General features: G+C 70.3%; 18 protein-coding genes. 8 read left to right on the top strand and 10 right to left on the bottom strand.

Annotation, left to right across the window (positions count from 1 at the left end; all coding sequences use genetic code 11):
* Positions 1-62: 62 nt before the first annotated feature.
* The 3 genes from OG625_RS20425 to OG625_RS20415 all read right to left on the bottom strand — a co-directional run bounded on the left by OG625_RS20425 (position 63) and on the right by OG625_RS20415 (position 2,208).
* Positions 63-1,274, bottom strand: a complete 1,212-nt coding sequence (locus tag OG625_RS20425; RefSeq protein WP_329382953.1) for a tyrosine-type recombinase/integrase — start codon at positions 1,272-1,274, stop codon at positions 63-65.
* The gene (locus OG625_RS20420; protein WP_399943578.1) at positions 1,275-1,550 is read right to left on the bottom strand and encodes a helix-turn-helix domain-containing protein; all 276 of its coding nucleotides are present in this window, start codon (positions 1,548-1,550) and stop codon (positions 1,275-1,277) included. It lies immediately after the preceding gene.
* A 154-nt stretch (positions 1,551-1,704) separates the two neighbouring features.
* On the bottom strand, positions 1,705-2,208 hold the full coding sequence (locus OG625_RS20415) for a helix-turn-helix domain-containing protein (RefSeq protein WP_329382950.1): 504 nt from the start codon (positions 2,206-2,208) through the stop codon (positions 1,705-1,707).
* A gap of 306 nt (positions 2,209-2,514) precedes the next feature.
* Between OG625_RS20415 and OG625_RS20410 the strand changes: the two genes are divergently transcribed.
* The 5 genes from OG625_RS20410 (at position 2,515) to OG625_RS20390 (ending at position 8,735) form a co-directional block, all read left to right on the top strand.
* A complete protein-coding gene (locus OG625_RS20410; RefSeq protein WP_329382948.1) occupies positions 2,515-3,801 on the top strand; it encodes a DUF3631 domain-containing protein in 1,287 nt (428 codons plus the stop codon).
* A gap of 509 nt (positions 3,802-4,310) precedes the next feature.
* The gene (locus OG625_RS20405; protein ID WP_329382945.1) at positions 4,311-5,279 is read left to right on the top strand and encodes a DUF2637 domain-containing protein; all 969 of its coding nucleotides are present in this window, start codon (positions 4,311-4,313) and stop codon (positions 5,277-5,279) included.
* 298 nt (positions 5,280-5,577) lie between these two features.
* Positions 5,578-6,030: a plasmid mobilization relaxosome protein MobC gene (locus tag OG625_RS20400; protein ID WP_329382942.1), complete on the top strand. Its 453-nt coding sequence runs from the start codon at positions 5,578-5,580 to the stop codon at positions 6,028-6,030.
* Positions 6,031-7,713: a relaxase/mobilization nuclease domain-containing protein gene (locus OG625_RS20395; protein WP_329382939.1), complete on the top strand. Its 1,683-nt coding sequence runs from the start codon at positions 6,031-6,033 to the stop codon at positions 7,711-7,713.
* Positions 7,714-7,832: 119 nt separating this feature from the next.
* Positions 7,833-8,735: a ParB/RepB/Spo0J family partition protein gene (locus tag OG625_RS20390; protein ID WP_329382936.1), complete on the top strand. Its 903-nt coding sequence runs from the start codon at positions 7,833-7,835 to the stop codon at positions 8,733-8,735.
* Positions 8,736-8,827: 92 nt separating this feature from the next.
* Here the strand turns inward: OG625_RS20390 and OG625_RS20385 are convergent, their stop codons facing one another.
* The 7 genes from OG625_RS20385 to OG625_RS20355 all read right to left on the bottom strand — a co-directional run bounded on the left by OG625_RS20385 (position 8,828) and on the right by OG625_RS20355 (position 13,202).
* Entirely contained in the window at positions 8,828-9,463 is a 636-nt protein-coding gene (locus tag OG625_RS20385) for a GNAT family N-acetyltransferase (RefSeq protein ID WP_329382933.1), read from the bottom strand.
* Between the two features lie 17 nt (positions 9,464-9,480).
* Positions 9,481-9,834: a VOC family protein gene (locus OG625_RS20380; RefSeq protein ID WP_329382931.1), complete on the bottom strand. Its 354-nt coding sequence runs from the start codon at positions 9,832-9,834 to the stop codon at positions 9,481-9,483.
* A gap of 47 nt (positions 9,835-9,881) precedes the next feature.
* Positions 9,882-10,751, bottom strand: a complete 870-nt coding sequence (locus tag OG625_RS20375; protein ID WP_329382927.1) for a hypothetical protein — start codon at positions 10,749-10,751, stop codon at positions 9,882-9,884.
* A complete protein-coding gene (locus tag OG625_RS20370) occupies positions 10,748-12,247 on the bottom strand; it encodes an MBL fold metallo-hydrolase (protein WP_329382924.1) in 1,500 nt (499 codons plus the stop codon). The genes OG625_RS20375 and OG625_RS20370 overlap by 4 nt, the downstream gene beginning before the upstream one ends.
* A 95-nt stretch (positions 12,248-12,342) precedes the next feature.
* Complete coding sequence (locus OG625_RS20365) at positions 12,343-12,477, bottom strand: hypothetical protein (RefSeq protein WP_266906427.1); 135 nt, start codon at positions 12,475-12,477, stop codon at positions 12,343-12,345.
* Positions 12,478-12,633: 156 nt separating this feature from the next.
* Entirely contained in the window at positions 12,634-12,999 is a 366-nt protein-coding gene (locus OG625_RS20360) for a DUF6415 family natural product biosynthesis protein (RefSeq protein WP_329382921.1), read from the bottom strand.
* Positions 12,996-13,202: a hypothetical protein gene (locus OG625_RS20355; protein ID WP_266906431.1), complete on the bottom strand. Its 207-nt coding sequence runs from the start codon at positions 13,200-13,202 to the stop codon at positions 12,996-12,998. Before OG625_RS20355 ends, OG625_RS20360 begins: the two co-directional genes overlap by 4 nt.
* Before the next feature lie 155 nt (positions 13,203-13,357).
* Here OG625_RS20355 and OG625_RS20350 point away from each other — a divergent pair, with 155 nt between their 5' ends.
* The 3 genes from OG625_RS20350 to OG625_RS20340 all read left to right on the top strand — a co-directional run bounded on the left by OG625_RS20350 (position 13,358) and on the right by OG625_RS20340 (position 16,310).
* Positions 13,358-14,671: a helix-turn-helix domain-containing protein gene (locus tag OG625_RS20350; protein WP_329382916.1), complete on the top strand. Its 1,314-nt coding sequence runs from the start codon at positions 13,358-13,360 to the stop codon at positions 14,669-14,671.
* A complete protein-coding gene (locus OG625_RS20345; RefSeq protein ID WP_329382913.1) occupies positions 14,668-15,477 on the top strand; it encodes a class I SAM-dependent methyltransferase in 810 nt (269 codons plus the stop codon). Before OG625_RS20350 ends, OG625_RS20345 begins: the two co-directional genes overlap by 4 nt.
* 407 nt (positions 15,478-15,884) lie before the next feature.
* Positions 15,885-16,310 carry a hypothetical protein gene (locus tag OG625_RS20340; RefSeq protein WP_329382911.1) on the top strand — a complete coding sequence of 142 codons (426 nt, stop codon included), beginning with the start codon at positions 15,885-15,887 and terminating at the stop codon, positions 16,308-16,310.
* The last annotated feature ends 11 nt before the right edge of the window (positions 16,311-16,321 follow it).

The raw sequence follows: 16,321 nt of genomic DNA, 5'->3' as shown, positions 1-16,321 counted from the left end.
GCCACAACCACATGCCGCAGGGGTGCGGCCCCGGCTGGCTGCCGGAACCACACCCCTGTGCGTCACCTCCGCCGGGCCGCTCCGGCAGGAGCCGCGAGCGGGGGAACGATCCTGTGGACGGTGGCGGTCGCGCTGGTGCCCGACCCACGATCCGCCGACGTGCGCTGGCTGCGGACGGTGGCGTCGATGTCGTCGGCGAGCCTGCGCTGATGCTCCTTGGTGGAGTGCTGATAGATCAGCTGCGCACGCTCGGACGACTGACCTGCGCGGACCATCAGGTCCTTCAGCTTGGCGCCGGTGTCGGCGGCGAGGGTGTTGCCGGTGTGGCGCAGGTCGTAGAAGCGGAAGCACTTCGGCATGCCGACCGCGTCGCGGGCCTTGCGCCACTTGCGGCCGAAGGTGGTGCCCCGCAGCGCCGCACCCCTCTCCCCCACGAAGACCAGGCCGTCGGGCCCGTCCTTGGCGAACCATTCCAGGTGCCGGCGGACATCGAGGAGCACGAAGGACGGCAGCGCGATCTCCCGTTTGCCCGCACGGGACTTGGGATCCCCGATCACCCGGCGGCCGGTATTCAGCTCCGGCGCGGCACGCCGGACCCAGACCGAGCCAGCATCGAGGTCGATGTCGGCGCGTCGCAGCTCGGCCAGCTCCTCCGGGCGCATGGAGGCGAAGGCGCCCAGCAGAACCATCAGCCGCCAGCGGATCCCGATGGCCTCGGCGAGCGCAAGGACCTGATCGACAGTGGCCACCGGCCGCTCGTCCGCGTCCTCGCGGCCCGCTCCGCGGATGGAGCAGGGGTTGCGCCGTATCAGCTCGTCCTCGACAGCCGTCTGCATGATGGCCTTCAGCAGCCGGTATGACTTGGCGGTGGTGGTGTCACCGGTCGCCTTGAGCCGCTCCGCGCGCCAGGTCCTGACCTTGGCAGGGCTGATGGTGTTGACGTGCTGCTCACCGAAGGTCGGCTCCAGGTGGAGGCGCAGCAGCCTCCGGTACAGCTCCTCGGTAGTCGGAGCGATGCCGCGCTCATCGATCCAGCGCTTGGCGTACTCGGCGAACAGCACCTCGCCGGCCATCGGGTCGATCCAGTCGCCTCTGGCCTGGTCGGCCTGGATCTGGGCGAGGAACACCTCAGCGTCGCGCTTGGTCTCGTAGGTCTGCGGGGCCGCGCGCAGGATGCCGCCTGCGCCTGGGTAGCGGGCCTGGTAGCGGCCCGAGGGCAGTTTGCGGATCGCGCCGAAGCTGCGGCGCGGTGCCCTTCTGCGGGATCGCGTCACTCAGACCACCAGCCCGAAGCGCGCCTGTCGGCCGCGCAGGGGTTCGACGGTCTGCTCCTCGATGTACGCGGTCAGGACGCTGTCGGCGATGCGGACATGCTTGCCGAACTTGGCGTAGCCGATGCGGCGTTCGGAGATGAGGCGCCGGATGAAGCGCACGCCGGTGCCGAGGCGTTCGGCAGCCTGCTCCACGGTGAGGAAGGTGTCGGGGATGGTCACCTCCTTCGCGGTGCGGGGACGCTGGGCGGAGATGTGGGGTATCGCCGTGTGGCGCAAGCAGTGCTCCATATCTGGCCTCGGCTGGGTGAACTTGGGCGGGGGCGGCAACCCCCTGATAGCCGGGCCGGTGTGTCGTTCAGGGACGGGACAGGCAGTAGAGCCGCGGTCTGGGGGTTTGCGGGCCCAGGGCGGCGTCTGGAGCGGTCGGCGGCTACCGGCCGGGTGGCGGGCCGAACTGCTCCTGGTTGATCTTCATGGTGTTCTCGGCGATGGCGTTGCTGACCATCACGTCGGCCTCCTCGCGGATCTCTGGGTGCTCGGCGAGGTAGGCGGCCAGTTCATCGGTGGCGCGCCTGTAGGCGTGCTGGGCGCGCTGGGCGGTCGCGTTGGTGGCGATCACCGCGTCGATCAGCTCCAGGGCCGGGCCAGCGGCCAGCGTGGGCGGGCCGACCAGGTTGGACAGGGACAGGTCGAAGATCTCCGCGAAGCCGATGGCCTCGTCAAGGTTGATGCGGCGCTTGCGGTTCTCGATGCGCCACACGGCCGACGGGTTCATCTCGTAGCCGGCCTCGTTAAGCAGGTCGGACACCAAGGTGGTGCTCCAGCCCCTCTTGTCGCGCTCGACCTTGATCCGTGTGGCGACGTTGTCCTCGCCTCTGAGGAGCACACCCTCTGGTGCCTCCTCGTCGTGTTCTTGGTGATCGTCTTGGGCCATCACACCTCCGCGTCGGGCAGCCGTCGGTACCGAGTCGTAGCGACAGGAAAAACCATACCATGGAATCTGCGCTAGGCAGAGATTCCTACATGTCGCAGATTATGGTATGGTTTTGCAGTGCCACCGCATACTTATACATGACCGCTGGAGGACCGCATCGGCCGCAGACACACAAAAAGCCCCTCGGTGAACAGACACCGAGGGGCTCAAAGCGCAAACCTCACGCCGCCCATCCCTGAACGACTGGCTGCAAGACCGGGATTGCCGTCCCGTGTGGCCCACAACCTGAGGAGCTCGTCACCCAGTATGACGGAACCGACCCCGAGCACGCCATCCCACAGCATCGCTCCCACCACCTGGCCGGCGGTCGCTGTGCCCGGCCAGCCTGGCGCCCACCTGCACGACGAGCAGGACTGGCAGCCCAACGCGGCCACTCAGTCCCCCGCCGAGCCGATGCCTCCCGCCGCCCCTGTGATTCCGGCCTCGGAGGGGGCGGCGATCCTGGATGAGCTGCGGACCACGATTCGCCGCTACGTGGTCATGCCCAGCGAGGAGGCTCTGACTGCCGCCACGCTGTGGGCGGCGGCCACGCATCTGCAGACGGTGTGGCAGCACGCCCCGCGCCTGGCGGTGGTCGGTCCCGCGAAGCGGTGCGGGAAGTCGCGGCTGCTGGAGGTCCTGATCGAGGCGGTCCACGATCCGCTGATCACGGTCAACGCATCTGCGGCGGCGATCTTCCGCTCGATCGGCGACGCGAATCCGCCCACGCTGCTGGTGGACGAGGTCGACACGATCTTCGGGTCGGCGAAGGTCGCGGAGAAGAACGAGGAGATGCGCGGCCTGCTCAACGCGGGCCACCAGCGCAACCGCCCCACCCTGCGCGTGTCCGGCCCGAACCACGACGTGCAGAAGTTCTCTACCTTCGCCATGGCCGCCCTGGCCGGCATCGGGGACCTGCCCGACACGATCATGGACCGGTCCGTGGTCATCCGCATGCGCCGCCGCGCCGACGCCGAGAAGGTGACCGCCTGGCGCTACGGCCGCGACGACCTGAAGGTCAGGGCACTGCGGGAGCGGCTCGCGGCCTGGCTGACCAGCGTCCGCGACGAGGCCATCGCCCTGGAGCCCAAGCTCCCGGTCGACGACCGCGCCGCCGACACCTGGGAGCCGTTGATCAGCGTCGCCGACCTTGCGGGCGGACGCTGGCCGATGATCGCCCGCACGGCGTGCAAGGCCATGACGGACTACGAGTCCGGGAGGGACCAGGACGGCGGGCTGAAGATCCGCATCCTGACCGACATCCGCAAAGCCTTCGCCAGCGTGGGCAACCCGACGGCCCTTCGGACCGCCGACCTGCTGAACTTCCTCAACGCCGACCCTGAGGCGCCATGGGCCGAGATCAGCTCCGCCGGGCTCACCCCACTGAAGCTGCGGGCCCTGCTGACCGACTACGGCATCAGCTCCGGCAACCGCCGCTTCCCCGGCGGCAACCAGGCCAAGGGCTTCACCCTCGCGCAGTTCACCGACGCCTGGACCCGGTACTGCCCGCCGGAACGACCCGCCCCCGAAGCAGCACCCGCCACCGGCGCGTAACCCGTCGCGACTCGTCCCACCCGTCCCCGCGCAGGTCAGCGCGGGGACGGGTCAGGACCCTGCAACGGGTCAACCCGACATCACCACGCTGCTGACCTCGCCGAACACGGCAGGCGCGGCTCGCAGCCGCCTTCCGAGGACACTCGGAGCGGCCTGCGGACCAACACCCGTACCGACCCGTCCCCACTCGTCCCACCGACCGTCCCCGAGCCGGACACTCCGGCCCTCGCAACGAGTCGGGCCGACATCAGGCGCCCACCCGTACCTGCCCTGACCAGCAACGGGACGAGTGGGACGAGTCCACGCCCTTCACGGCCACCCGCCCCCGTGCCCGCCTCCACCCTGGAGACCACCCCTTGCACTCCCCTGCCCCAAGCGCCCCGGCAGCCATGCGCAGCATCCACGCTGGCATCGCAGTACTCGCCCCGGCCGCCGAGGACGAGGCCCCCACACAAAGCCACGATCCCGGCGATGCTCGCCGAGCACCCACACCCGCTGGGAGCCGTCGAGTGACCCGCAAGGGACGCATCACCCTCGTCCTCGGCCTGGTGGCCGTCGTCCTCATGGCCTTCCGCGTCTCGTGGAACGCACTGTCCGACGTGGCCCGCGCCATCGGCGCAGACTCCACCGCCGCCCTGCTCTACCCGATCGTGGTCGACGGGCTGATGGCCCTCGCCCTGGTCGCCACGCTCGTGCTGACCGGTCCCGACCGGACGTTCGCGCTACGGGTCCTGGCGGCCTACACGATCGCCAGCCTCCTGCTGAACTACGTGCACGGCCTCGTCCCCGCCCTGCACACCACCGCAGTCCAGTGGGGCCGACTGACCGACTGGGACTCCGCGAACTGGGCCCTCGTGCTGCTGGCGACCTCGCTCCCGGTCGGGTCGATCTACTTCGGATCCGACCTCGTGGCGAAGGTGCTCCACCACAACCCCGAGTCGGCCGACCCCGCAGAAACCGCCCCCGACCAGTCGGTTATCCAGCAAGCCGACGAGTCGGCCGGCGAGCAGGACGCACGGTCGAGGTCTAACCAGGCCCAGTCGGCCCCCGAGCAGCCGACCGAGTCGACCTCCACGAAGGGGGCTGAGGCGCCCTCGACGGGGCCGACCGAGGCCGACAAGTCGGCTCCCGCCGCCCGACCGGCCCGGTCGGCTGCCGTGGCGGAGTCGACCGGAGCCGCCCCGCGCCGGGCGACCGGCCGGGTACCCGTAGCCGCCAAGCCGACCACCGGCCGCACCCGCACAGACGCCGCAATCCTCGCCGAGGCACGCGCCCTGACCGCCGACTGGAGCGACAAAGAGCTGACCGCCGAACATCTGCGCCGCGCACTACGGATCGGCCCGACCCGCGCCCGCCCCCTGCGCGACCAGCTGCAGGCCGACCGGACCGGCCAGGCCGACCCCGTCGCGGACGACGGCTTCGAGGCCGGGCCGCTCGACGGAGTCGGCGAGGCCACCTCGCCCACCGGCGCGGTCTGACCCCCTGCAAGGCAGCGAACACCCGCCTCCTTCCGGCTCATCCCGTGGCCCCGTGCAGCCGAACACGGGGCCACGCACAACCAAGCACCCCCGCCAACACCCCACGGAGAACCGATCCATGCACAACCCGAACCACGAACTCCCCACCGTCCAGCAGCACATGACCACTGCCCCCAACGGCCCAGCAAGGTATGGCGTTGGACCGTCCAAGGGCCGGTCCAACGCAGCCTCCGCCCCGGGGGTGGCAGAGGAAGGGCTCCGGCGCGAGGGCGCACCGGAGGGGGAAACGACCGCCGCCGTGCCCATGCGAGCCGCCGACGAAGCCGCGCTCCGCCGCATCGCACGCCGTCGCGCCCGTGACACCGAGCAGCGCAAGCAGCGTGTCGATGTCCGTTACAGCGTCGACGAGCACACCGCGATCCGAGCCATGGCCCAAAGCATGGGCCTGGCCGGCGCCCACCTCGTCGGCGCTGTCGTCATGGCCTTCATCGAAGGCGCCCACACACTCCCAGGCCAGCGCAACGCCTTCGACGACCTGATCGACGAACTCGCCGCCCTGCGCTCCGAGGTCGGCTACATCGGCCACAACCTCAACCAGATCACCAAGAAGCTGAACTCCGGCGACCGTCCACACCCTGGGGACATCGCCGTCCTCGCCGCGGTCGGGGACGTTCTAGACCGCGCCGGCGCCGCCGCCAAGGCGATCGACACCACCTCGTACCAGACCGCCGTCGAGAAGGCGGCGGCCTGATTGATCGCGAACATCGTCAAGCCCGGCCGCAACACCCGAGGTGTACTGGCCTACCTCTACGACACCGTCCGCTCCAAGGACCACACCGACCCCCACCAGGTCGCCTCCTGGGACGGCTTCGCCCCCGACCCCGGCCGCGACCCGAACGCCACCCTCGCCCAGCTCGCCACCGCCCTCGACCTCCGCGTCAAGCAGGCCGGCGACCGCGCACCCGAGGCCCACGTGTGGCACTGCTCGATCCGCGCCGCCCCTGAAGACCGGATCCTGTCGGACGACGACTGGGCCACCATCTCCCGCCGTGTCCTGAACGCCACCGGCATCGCCCCCGCCGGCGACCCCGACGCCTGCCGCTGGGTCGCCGTCCGCCACGCCGACGACCACATCCACATCGTCGCCACCAAAGTCCGCGGCGACCTCCGCCAACCTCGCAACTGGAACGACTACCCGCGCGCCGACAAGGAACTCGCCGCGATCGAGAAGGAGTACGGCCTGCGCCAGGTCGTACGCGGCGACCGCACCGCGGCCAAGCGGCCCACCCGCGCCGAGCAGGAGAAGGCCCGCCGCAACGGCCACGCCACCACGCCCAGGGAGAAGCTGCGCACCACCGTCCGCACCGCACTGGCCGCAGCCACCAGCACGGAGGAGTTCTTCCAGGTCCTGACCGGCGCCGGGGTGCTGGTCGATGTACAGCACTTCCCTTCGGGGGACGTGCGCGGCTACAAGGTCGCCCTCGACGGCGACACCAACAAGGACGGCCAGCCGGTGTGGTTCTCCGGCTCCGTCCTCGCCCCCGACCTCTCCTACCCCAAGATCGCAGAGCGCTTCGCCGACGCTCCGGCGCCGCCCAGCCCGCAGGCTGGCCACAGGCGTCCGGCGTGGCAGCAGGTCACCGACGCCACCGACCTCATCCCCGACCTCCTCACCCGAAGCGACGACGGCGCCGCGCAAGCTCACATCGCCGTCCTCGCAGAGACGCTCGACGCCCTCCCGCTGATCGCCCCCGACGCCCTACGGCCGCAACTGCTCCAGGCGGCAGCCGCGTTCGAACGGGCCAACCGATCCCGCATCCGCGCCCGCCACGAGCAGGCGCACGCCACCCGGCGGGCCGTCAAGGCGATCCTGCGGGAACCCGCCCCGAAGGATGCAGCCGCCCTGGCGATCATGCTCGACGTGATCTGGCTCGCGGTCATCGCGGCCCGGCACTGGCACCAGGCACGGCAGCACGACCAGCAAGCCGAAGCCGCCCGCCAGACCGCCGAGCACCTGCGCGCCGCCTACCAGCAAGCCTCAGCCCAGCCCACGGCCGTGATCGCCCAGCGGGGCCAGTTCCTGGCCGTACGGGTCCGGGAACTGCAGGTGGCCCTCCTGCGCCAGGTCCTGCCGGGACTGGCGGAACAGATCCTGGCCGAGCCCGGCTGGCCCGCCCTCGCAGCCACCCTCGCCGACACCCAGGCCGCCGGCCACAACCCAGCCGTCCTCCTGACCGAGGCCGCCACCCGAAGGGAACTCGACACCGCCGCCGCCATCAGCGACGTCCTCGTCTGGCGTCTCCGCCGCACGGCCGACCTGCCCACCACCGACAACCCCGGCACACCCGCCCGAGGCGACCGCGCCGCCTCGACCCCGGCTCCCGCCGCGCAGCCCACGAACCAGGCCGCGAACGGTTCCACACGTCGGCGCTGAGCCGGCGAAGCCGACAGAAGTTAGCCGACGATCCCCGGTTAGCCAAACCGGGGAACCTCCAGACCATTGATGCCAGGGCCCACGCCCCGACCCCACCCACCAAGCCGCACTGCACACCCATGCCGTCGGCACCCCGCCACCGCAAGGAGCACACCCTGAAGGTCCACCCCTTCGCCGATTCCCTCCCGATGCTCGACCAGGACGAGCTGCTCGACCTCGCTGAGTCCATCAAGGCCGAGGGCCTGCACCATCCGATCGTCCTCGACCGCGACGGCATGCTCATCGACGGCCGCAACCGCCTCGCCGCCTGCAAGATCGCCGGAGTCGAACCCCGCTTCACCACCGACGACAGCGATCCGCTCCGCTTGATCGTCTCGTACAACGTGATCCGCCGGCACGTCAGCAAGGGCCAGCAGGCCATGATCACCGCGATGGCGTGTTCCTTTTCGGGACACTCCCTGCGCACCCTGGCCAAGCAGCACGGACTCAGTCGCAGCCGCCTCTCCGCCGCCAACGTCGTCCTCCAGCACGCCCCCGACCTCGCCGAACGAGTCCGCGTCGGAACACTCGGACTCGACGCCGCCCACACAGCCGCCCTCGAACGCAAAGCCCACATCGAAGCCAGCACCGCCCAGCACGAACACCTGCGCCGGCACGCCCCCGACCTCGCCGAACAGGTCATCGAAGGCCGCCTCAGCCTCGACGAAGCCCGCCTCCGCCAGGTGGTGAGGGACACCGACACCATCCGTGCCGCCGACGGGGACACCGCGCCCGCCCTCACCCAGCTCGCGGATCGCGGAGAGATCACCTGGGACCAGGCGGCTCAGCGCGCCGAGCAACACCGCACGGACCGGCATGAGGCCATCCTTCGCGCACAGCAGGCCCTCCAGCTCATCGCCGAGAACTGGACCACCGTCCACGACCTCACGACCCGACCCGGCACCCCGTACACCCAGGCGATCATCGACGGCCTCACCCCCGAAGCCCGAGCCCTCATCACACAGCTGACGACCCGATCCTGACCCCGTAAGCACCCTGGGGGCCAACGGCGAAACGCCTTGGCCCCCAGAGGCGTTGTGACGTCGACAGCCCGTATCGACGCCCAGCGCGCCGATCAGCGGAAGAGCCGGATGCAGTCAGGCAGCCCGGCTATTCCCACAGGCACCACGTCGGCGTAGACCTGCCAGTCGGCCGCCTCTATGACTTCCTCGTGGGCGTCGTAGGGATGGCCGTCGACGGAGATCCGGTGGACGCCGTTCGGGCGGTAGCCGAACTTTCGGGACACCGCCCGGGAGGCAGCGTTGTCGGCGAAGGCGGTGGAGGTGACGCGTGCGGCGCCGAGGCCGTCGAAGGCGAGGGCCAGGGCGGCGGCGCGCATCTGGGTGCCATAGCCCTGGCCTTGGAAGCGGCGGCCGAGCCAGAAGCCGGTGCGGGCCTCGCCGGTGGTGGCGAAGTCACGGGCGGAGAGGTTCTGCTGGCCGATGACCTGGCCGTCGTGGAAGACGGCCAGGAGGAGGCGCCAGCTCTCGCGGGTCCAGTCGCCTCGCGCCCACCAGTGGTTCTGTACGACGTTCCTGGCCCTCTCGGCCGGCGGGGCGGACGCCCAGGGCTGCGGGAAATACACGGCGCCGTCGGGGACGACCCCGTCGGCGGCCACCTGGGCGAGCACGTCGAGATCGTCGTCCGAAGGGAGGCGCAGGACGAGGTCGGCGGTGGTGAGCTGTAGGGCGGTGAGGGGCCAGTGGCGCATGCGTGGGCTCCGAGGGGTCAGGGCCCGTCGAGTCCGAAGACGGTGCCGAACGGGTCGATGAGCTGGCAGATGCGTCGGCCTGGCTCCACGTCGAGGGGGCCGCGGTGGTGGGTGCAGCCCGCTTCCAAGAGGCGCTTGCGTTCGGTGTCGAGGTCCTCGACGGACCAGTACGGGACGGTGCTTCTTCCGTGGGCGTTGGCTTTGGGGGATGCCTGGTGGAAGCCGAACTCGAGTCCGTCGAGGTCGAGCCAGGCGTAGACGGCGGTGCCGTTGATGTCGAGCTTGACCTCGGTTTCGAAGATGTCGCCCCACCAGCGGGCGGCGGCTTCGGGGTCGTCGACGAAGACCATGACGGTGCGGATACCGCGCACTTGGGATTCTCCTTGCGTCGGGAAGTGGCACGGTACCGCTGGGGTGGTCACTCGTGGGCGCCGTGCAGGGAACGGAGGCCGGTGGCTGCGGCGAACGCCGTCAGGGCGCGTATGAGGTCGTGATCGTTCCAGTGGGCGCCGAGTTCGCGTGCGTGGTGCAGGTAGGCGTGGCGTATCCAGCGCGGGGAGGGGTGTCCTTGCTGGGCCGCCATATGGGCGAGGGTGATCAGGTCGGGCAGTCCGGTGATGTCCGGGCGGAGGGTTTCTGCGTCGATGAGGGCGAGGTGCCCGTCGGCGCGGCGGCGGACGTGTTCCGGCTTGAGGTCCAGGTGGCCGAGCGGTACGTGACCGGGTCCGTGGGCACCGGTGACGAGTTGGAGGAGCCGGCGCCAGTCGCCGGGGCGGGTGATCCAGTCCGGGGACTGGGCCTCCAGGGCGGCTGCGGTTTGCCAGAGAACCATGGTTTCGGCGACCTCGGGCTGCCAGCGGGCGGACGCGGTGTGGATGCGGGCGACCGCCCGGACCAACTCGTCGAAGGCGTCGGTGCCCGGAAGGGTGACCTCCTCGTCGAGGTGGTCGACCAGCAGGGTGCGGGAGGTGTCGCAGGCGCGGTGGAGGTCCGGCAGGACGTTCTCGTCGGCCAGGAGTTCGTAGGCGAGGACTTCGCCGAGGTAGCCGGCCTCGTCCGCGTGGCGCTTCAGGACCCGGCGGGGAGGGGCGCCGAGGGCGAAGACGGCTGTGCGGTAGCGGGCGGTCAGGCATTGCACCGGTCCCGGCTCGCCCGTGTGGTGGCGAGCGAGGATCACGTACGCCTGGCGCTCGGCGGTGGCGGGGTCGGTGGTGAGCGGGTTGGCCAGCCACCCGTCGGGCCGCGTGCGGGCGGCGCCGTCCAGCGGCCCGTCGGGGGCCGGGGTCATGCCGCGCTCTCCTGCGGGATGCCGAGCGCGGCGAGGCTGTGGGCGTAGCAGCGGGCGGCGAGGTCGGGCCGCTGGTGCTCGCCGTAGATCGCGAAGAGGGCGTAGACCGGGGAGTCGAGGTTCTCGCCTATGTGCCAGCCCTGGTACGAGCCGCCGACGACGTCCCAGATCTGGGCACGACCGAGGAAGACGGCGGCGAAGTCCTGGAAGTAGATCTCGACGCCGAAGGGGTGGGCGGCCATGGCCTCCTCCCGGCTGGTCGTGGCGATCTTGTCCCATGCAGGGCCGGTGATGTTCCAGGCGTACGAGTCGATCTCGCCGGGCCGGCCGGGCGGGTCGAGCAGGCGCAGGACGGCGCGGTGCGCTCCGAGAGGGCCGGCGAGGTAGTCGTGGATGCTGGTGGCCAGGGCGCCGGTACGGGTGGCGATCAGCTCCCGGGCGAGCCGGGGCAGCTCCTCGGCCACCAGGGCGTCGGCCTTCTCCCAATCCTCCTCGGCCAGGGCCGGAGTGACCGGGGTCGGCTCGACGTGCTGCGGGGAGTCGAGGAAGCCGGCGAGTGCGGCGAGCGCGGACTTCTCCGCCACGGGGTCGGGTGTGACCCAGGGGACGCGGGAGGTGGTGAGCGGGCCGTCGCCCGCCGGGACGGTGAGGCGGTCGCCGGGGCGGGGGCCGTGGACGCGGAAGAGGTGCTGGAGTTCGTTCGCGGTCGCGGCCAGGGCCTTGTGGTCGGCGTAGAGGAACGGGCCGTGGGGGCTGCGGGGCGCGGTGAAGCCGTTCCCGCACAGGGCGACGTCCCGTACGCCGTCCAGGGGCTTGAGGTAGTCGATGAGCAGGCCGTTGAGGATCTGGAGGCCGGTGGTGCGGTTTCGGGGGCCGTCCATGCCGGGCAGCAGGTTGTTGTCCGCGCCGAGGGCCCCGTACGGGACGGTCTGGGCGTTGTTGGAGACCACGGCGAGCCGGGGCGGAGTGAGGGTGCCCTGGGCCAGCTGCTCGATGTAGAGGTCGGAGACGTCGGCGTCGACGCCGATGAAGACGTCGTTGTCGGTGGTGCCGGACAGGCGGACCAGGGGCTGGGAGACGCGCTTCTCCCAGAAGAGGGTGCGGGCGCCGGCGGGGTAGAGGGTGATCTCGATGTCGCCGACGTTCAGCGGCTGGGTGTGGTCCACGCGGTGCACGGTGAACCCCAGGGCTTCGATGGCGTCGGTGACGGCGGCCGGGGTGGTGGTGCCGGTGTAGACGGGCACCGTGCGGGCGAGAAGGTCGAGCGAGGGGAGGTGGAAGTGGTCCAGGTGCTCGTGGCTGAGGATCACCGCGTTGGGGGTGGGCATGCCCTCGATGTCCACGGCGCGGGGCGGCCAGATCTCGAACTCCAGGCTCCCGGCGCCGAAGGCGGGCGCGAGGATCGGGTCGAGGAGGACGGAGGAGAGGCCGTCGGTGATGTGCCAGGTCTGGTGGCCGAGGAAGGTCAGTTCCAGGCCGACGGGGGCTGCTGCCATGACGAACTCCTTTGCGCGGTCAGGAAGGGTGCGGGGGTGGTGCGGAGGGGGACAGCGGACGTCCCCCTCCGCACCTGTCTGCGGACCGGCAGGGCCTACCGGTGGTAGGTGGTCGGGGAGTTGTGGGTGGTGCCGGTGGCGGCGAACGCCGTCACGCGCTGCTGGAGCCGGCGGACCGCCTCCGCGGTCACGGGCGCGCTCGGCTTCGTCTGGGGCTTGGGTCGGTTCATGACGTGCCTCCATCACTTCGGTTTCTCGACGGTGCGGATGCAGCCGCCGTGCCCCGCCGCTGCAAGCGGCGGGTGGTCAGTGTTCGGTGGCGAACAGGAGACTGCCGACGACAGCACTGCAGAGGATCACGTAAACGATCACGGCGATCCGCTGCCTCACTGCGTCACCACCAAGTCCGGGTCCTTCGGCGCCTGGTCGGCGGCTGCTCTGTTGCGCCGCTGCCGCACCTGGCGCTCGATCAGCAGGACACGACAGACGCGGGCGAGGGCCCGCATATGAATCCAGGCCCCGAGCCGCCCCTCGCCGGGCCCGTGCGACAGGAGCCGCTCGGCATCCGTACAGGCTTGGCTGACGTCGCCCTTCTCGCCGAGCAGGAGCCGGACGTAGCCCTGCAGCAGGGCCGTGGTCTGCCGTACTTCACTGCCCGGTATCCGGTAGGTGTCAGGAGTGAGGACACGAGCGCACAGGGCGCGCACGGCGTCCGCGAGTACCGGCTGCTGGGTATCGGGCGTGGTCGTCATGCCGGATGCCCCGCAGCCGCCTCCCGCATCCCGATCGCCCGGTCCATCTGCGCGTACAGGACCTCCAGCTGGGCAGGGTCGAGGACCAGGGTCGTGGTCTCGGTGGTGCCGTCGAGTCGGTGCAGCGCGATCGGCAGGGTGGCCTGCTGCTCGTCGTGGTCGTACGTGATGTCGCGCCGGACCGGAGTTGCGTGGGTGATCACGAGGGCTCTCCCGGGGCTGTCTGAGCGGGGCTGGAGTTCAGTCAACTCCGCTGCCAAAGCCCCGAACAGGGCATTCCACTAGGCACGTTGTAGGCACGGAGTAGGCAGAATCCCGCTAGGCTTCCGGGCGCCCAACTCGACCAGCGGACGGCGGGATGATGGCGAACGAGACCTTGCGCGGACTCAGGCGCAAGCAGCGGTGGACACAGGCACAGGCCGCCCAGCGCGTATGCGCCCAGGTCCAGGCGGCCACGGGCCGCGACCCCGAGCTCGACGCGAACTGGATCTCGCGGCTGGAGCGCGGAGTGATCACCTGGCCCTCGGGCGACTACCGGACAGCGCTGTGCGTGGTGTTCCAGGTCGGCAGCGAGGCAGAGCTGGGTTTACACCCGAAGGGAGATGCGGCAGGCGCATCTTCCGCCCAGGACGCGGCATCGGCGCCCGCCGATGCCGCGAGCAGCCTCTCTGCCGACACCGAGCTGTCGGCCCGGCTCGCGCGACACGCTGCCGCGACCAACGTCAACGGCTTGGTACTGGAGCAGTTCGACGCCGACGTGGAACGGCTCGCCAGGGACTTCGTCAGCCGGCCCCTGACCCTGCTGGTCCCCGAGATCCGAGCCCTGCGCACGGACGTGTTCCGATTACTCGAAGGCCGCCAGCACCCAGGTCAGACGCGGCACCTGTACGTGCTCGCAGGATGGCTGTCCGGCCTCGCGGCGCACGTGTCCCTCGACCTCGGCCACCAGCCGTCCGCCTCCACCCATGCGCGGACCGTGGTGCAGTGCGCGGAGATCGCGGAACACCCGCGGCTGCGGGCCTGGGCCCGCTCGTTCCAATCGCTGGCCGCCTACTGGACAGGCGACTACCAGCGGGCAGCAGATCTGGCACGGGCCGGCCGCGATGACGGGCGGGGGCCGGGCTCAGGAACGCTCACGGCACGACTCCTGAGCCTGGAGGCCCGCGCCTTCGCAGCCGGTGGAGACGGCCGCAGCGCGTTGCGCTCCCTCGCACTGGCCCACGAGGCTCGCAGCAGCGCGGACCGAGACGAACTGCCAGGCGTCTTCGCCTTCCCCGAGGCCAAGCAATGGGCTTACACGGGCACCACGCTGCTGGCCGTCGGCGGTGACGGACAAGTCCAGCGGGCGATAGCCGCGTCCAACCGTGCGGTAGAGCTGTATCAGGCCGGGGCCGAAGGCGACCGGTCCTCCGGAGACCTGCACGCCGCGCATCTGGACCTGGCCACCGCATACCTAGCGAGCGGCGAGGTGGAAGGAGCCGGTACAGAACTCGCCGCGGTCCTCGGCGCGGATCAGTACACCGCGAGCATCACCATCAGGCTTCGCAAACTGGACACGCTCATCGGCAGCGGGCCGTACCGTGACTCACGGCCGGTGGTCGATCTCCGTGAGCACATCCACGAGGTGACCGCCCGGCCCGCTCTCGTCAGCACACCCACGGAGCCGCGATGACCACCCAGCCCACGAACGACCCTTCCGTGACCGACCGGCGCCTACTCTCCACCCAGGCGTACGGCACCGGCCAGCACCTCGCAGCCCGCCAGTCCCTCTACCAATGGCAGACCCCACGACACGACCTCCCCGGCATCGTCGTGGGTGAGCTGGCCGGCATACGCGGGGCAGTAGCGGACGTGGGCTGCGGCAACGGGAAGTTCATACAGCGGGTGCGCGCCGACCGCCCGGACCTGACCGTGCTCCCCATGGACATCTCCCCCGGCATCCTGGCGGGTATCGCGGGAGCCGTGGCAGCAGACGCCCAGCGGCTCCCTATCGCGGACGGAGCCTTGGGCGCGGTCCTGGCCATGCACATGCTCTACCACGTCGAAGACCAGGCCCGAGCCGCCCAGGAGCTGGGCCGCGTCCTGGCCGGGGACGGCATCGCCATCGCGTCCACCAACAGCAGGACCGATAAGCGCGAACTGGAGGACCTCTGGCGACGAGCCGCCGGGGATGTCCTCGGCATCCCCGAGGGCCCCGCACGGGTTCAGCTGTCCGCCCGCTTCACCCTGGAGGACGCCCCCAGCATCCTGGGCACAGTCTTCGACGATGTCCGGACGATCCCCCTCCCGGGAGTAATCGAAGTGACCGACCCCGGGCCCGTGGTCGCCCACCTGGCCTCGTACGAGGCATGGGCCGACCGGATGGGCGTGCCGTTCAAGGAAACGATCGAACGGGCCCGAGAACGCGTGCAGGAGACCATCCAGTCAGAGGGCGCGTTCCGCGTCACCTGCCTCGGCGGCATCCTCGTGTGCCGATGAGCAGCGCGTAGCACCGGCCCCAAGACACAGCAGGAGAGAGAAGACACCGCAACTCCTTGCCCGTGGTGCGAAACCCCGAGCGGTCACGACCACTCTTCGCCCTTGGGCGCTGCTTCGACAGATGAGCTGACCAGTTGGGGTGAACACGGCGTTTTGTCGGCCTGTGCCGGCACTTCCCCATGACGAACAAATCGCGCTCTGGAACACCGCGGGGGCGGAGACCTGCCCATCGACGCCCAGAGGAATGGTCAGCAGCGGTGAACGAGTCGAAGTAAAACGAATCTGCGGTTGTCACGAAACGATTTTCCATCACGATTCACTCGATTGGTGCTGCTCGGTGGGCTTTCGCAAGGAATAACTTGCCATCAATCCACCCCTCCTCCGATCGGAGTTCGATGCGCAAGACTATGACTCTGGCAATTGCTGCCTGTGCCCTGGCCGGTGCTCTCGTCAGCCCGGCCGCCGCCGCGAATCCGGCACAGGCCCCCGCTGCTGCCGTCCATGCCGCCGCCGCGGCGCCCTTCGCTGACGACCCGTTTAGCGACCCGCGTCTGAAGCCCCTGACCTGCCGCGGCGGATTCATCCAGATCGGCTGGGAGGGACAGCCGTTCAGCGACAAGGACTGGTACGGCCTCTACTCGGAGAAGCCGGACCCGAAGGACTGGTCCAAGGGCCTCGTCACCGGCCAGTGGGAGTGGGTGACCACGGCGCCCGACTACCGGACGAACCAGGTCAGCGGCCAGTTCTGGAGCGCGTACTGGACCCCGAAGCCCGACGGGACCTACGACCTCGTCGCGAAGGAAGGCCCCGAGTACAAGCACTGCAAGCTGTAGCGGCCCCTGGG

This window comes from Streptomyces sp. NBC_01351 (genome assembly GCF_036237315.1).
In the GTDB taxonomy this organism is placed as follows: domain Bacteria; phylum Actinomycetota; class Actinomycetes; order Streptomycetales; family Streptomycetaceae; genus Streptomyces.
This window is presented reverse-complemented; position numbering and strand designations above follow the sequence as displayed.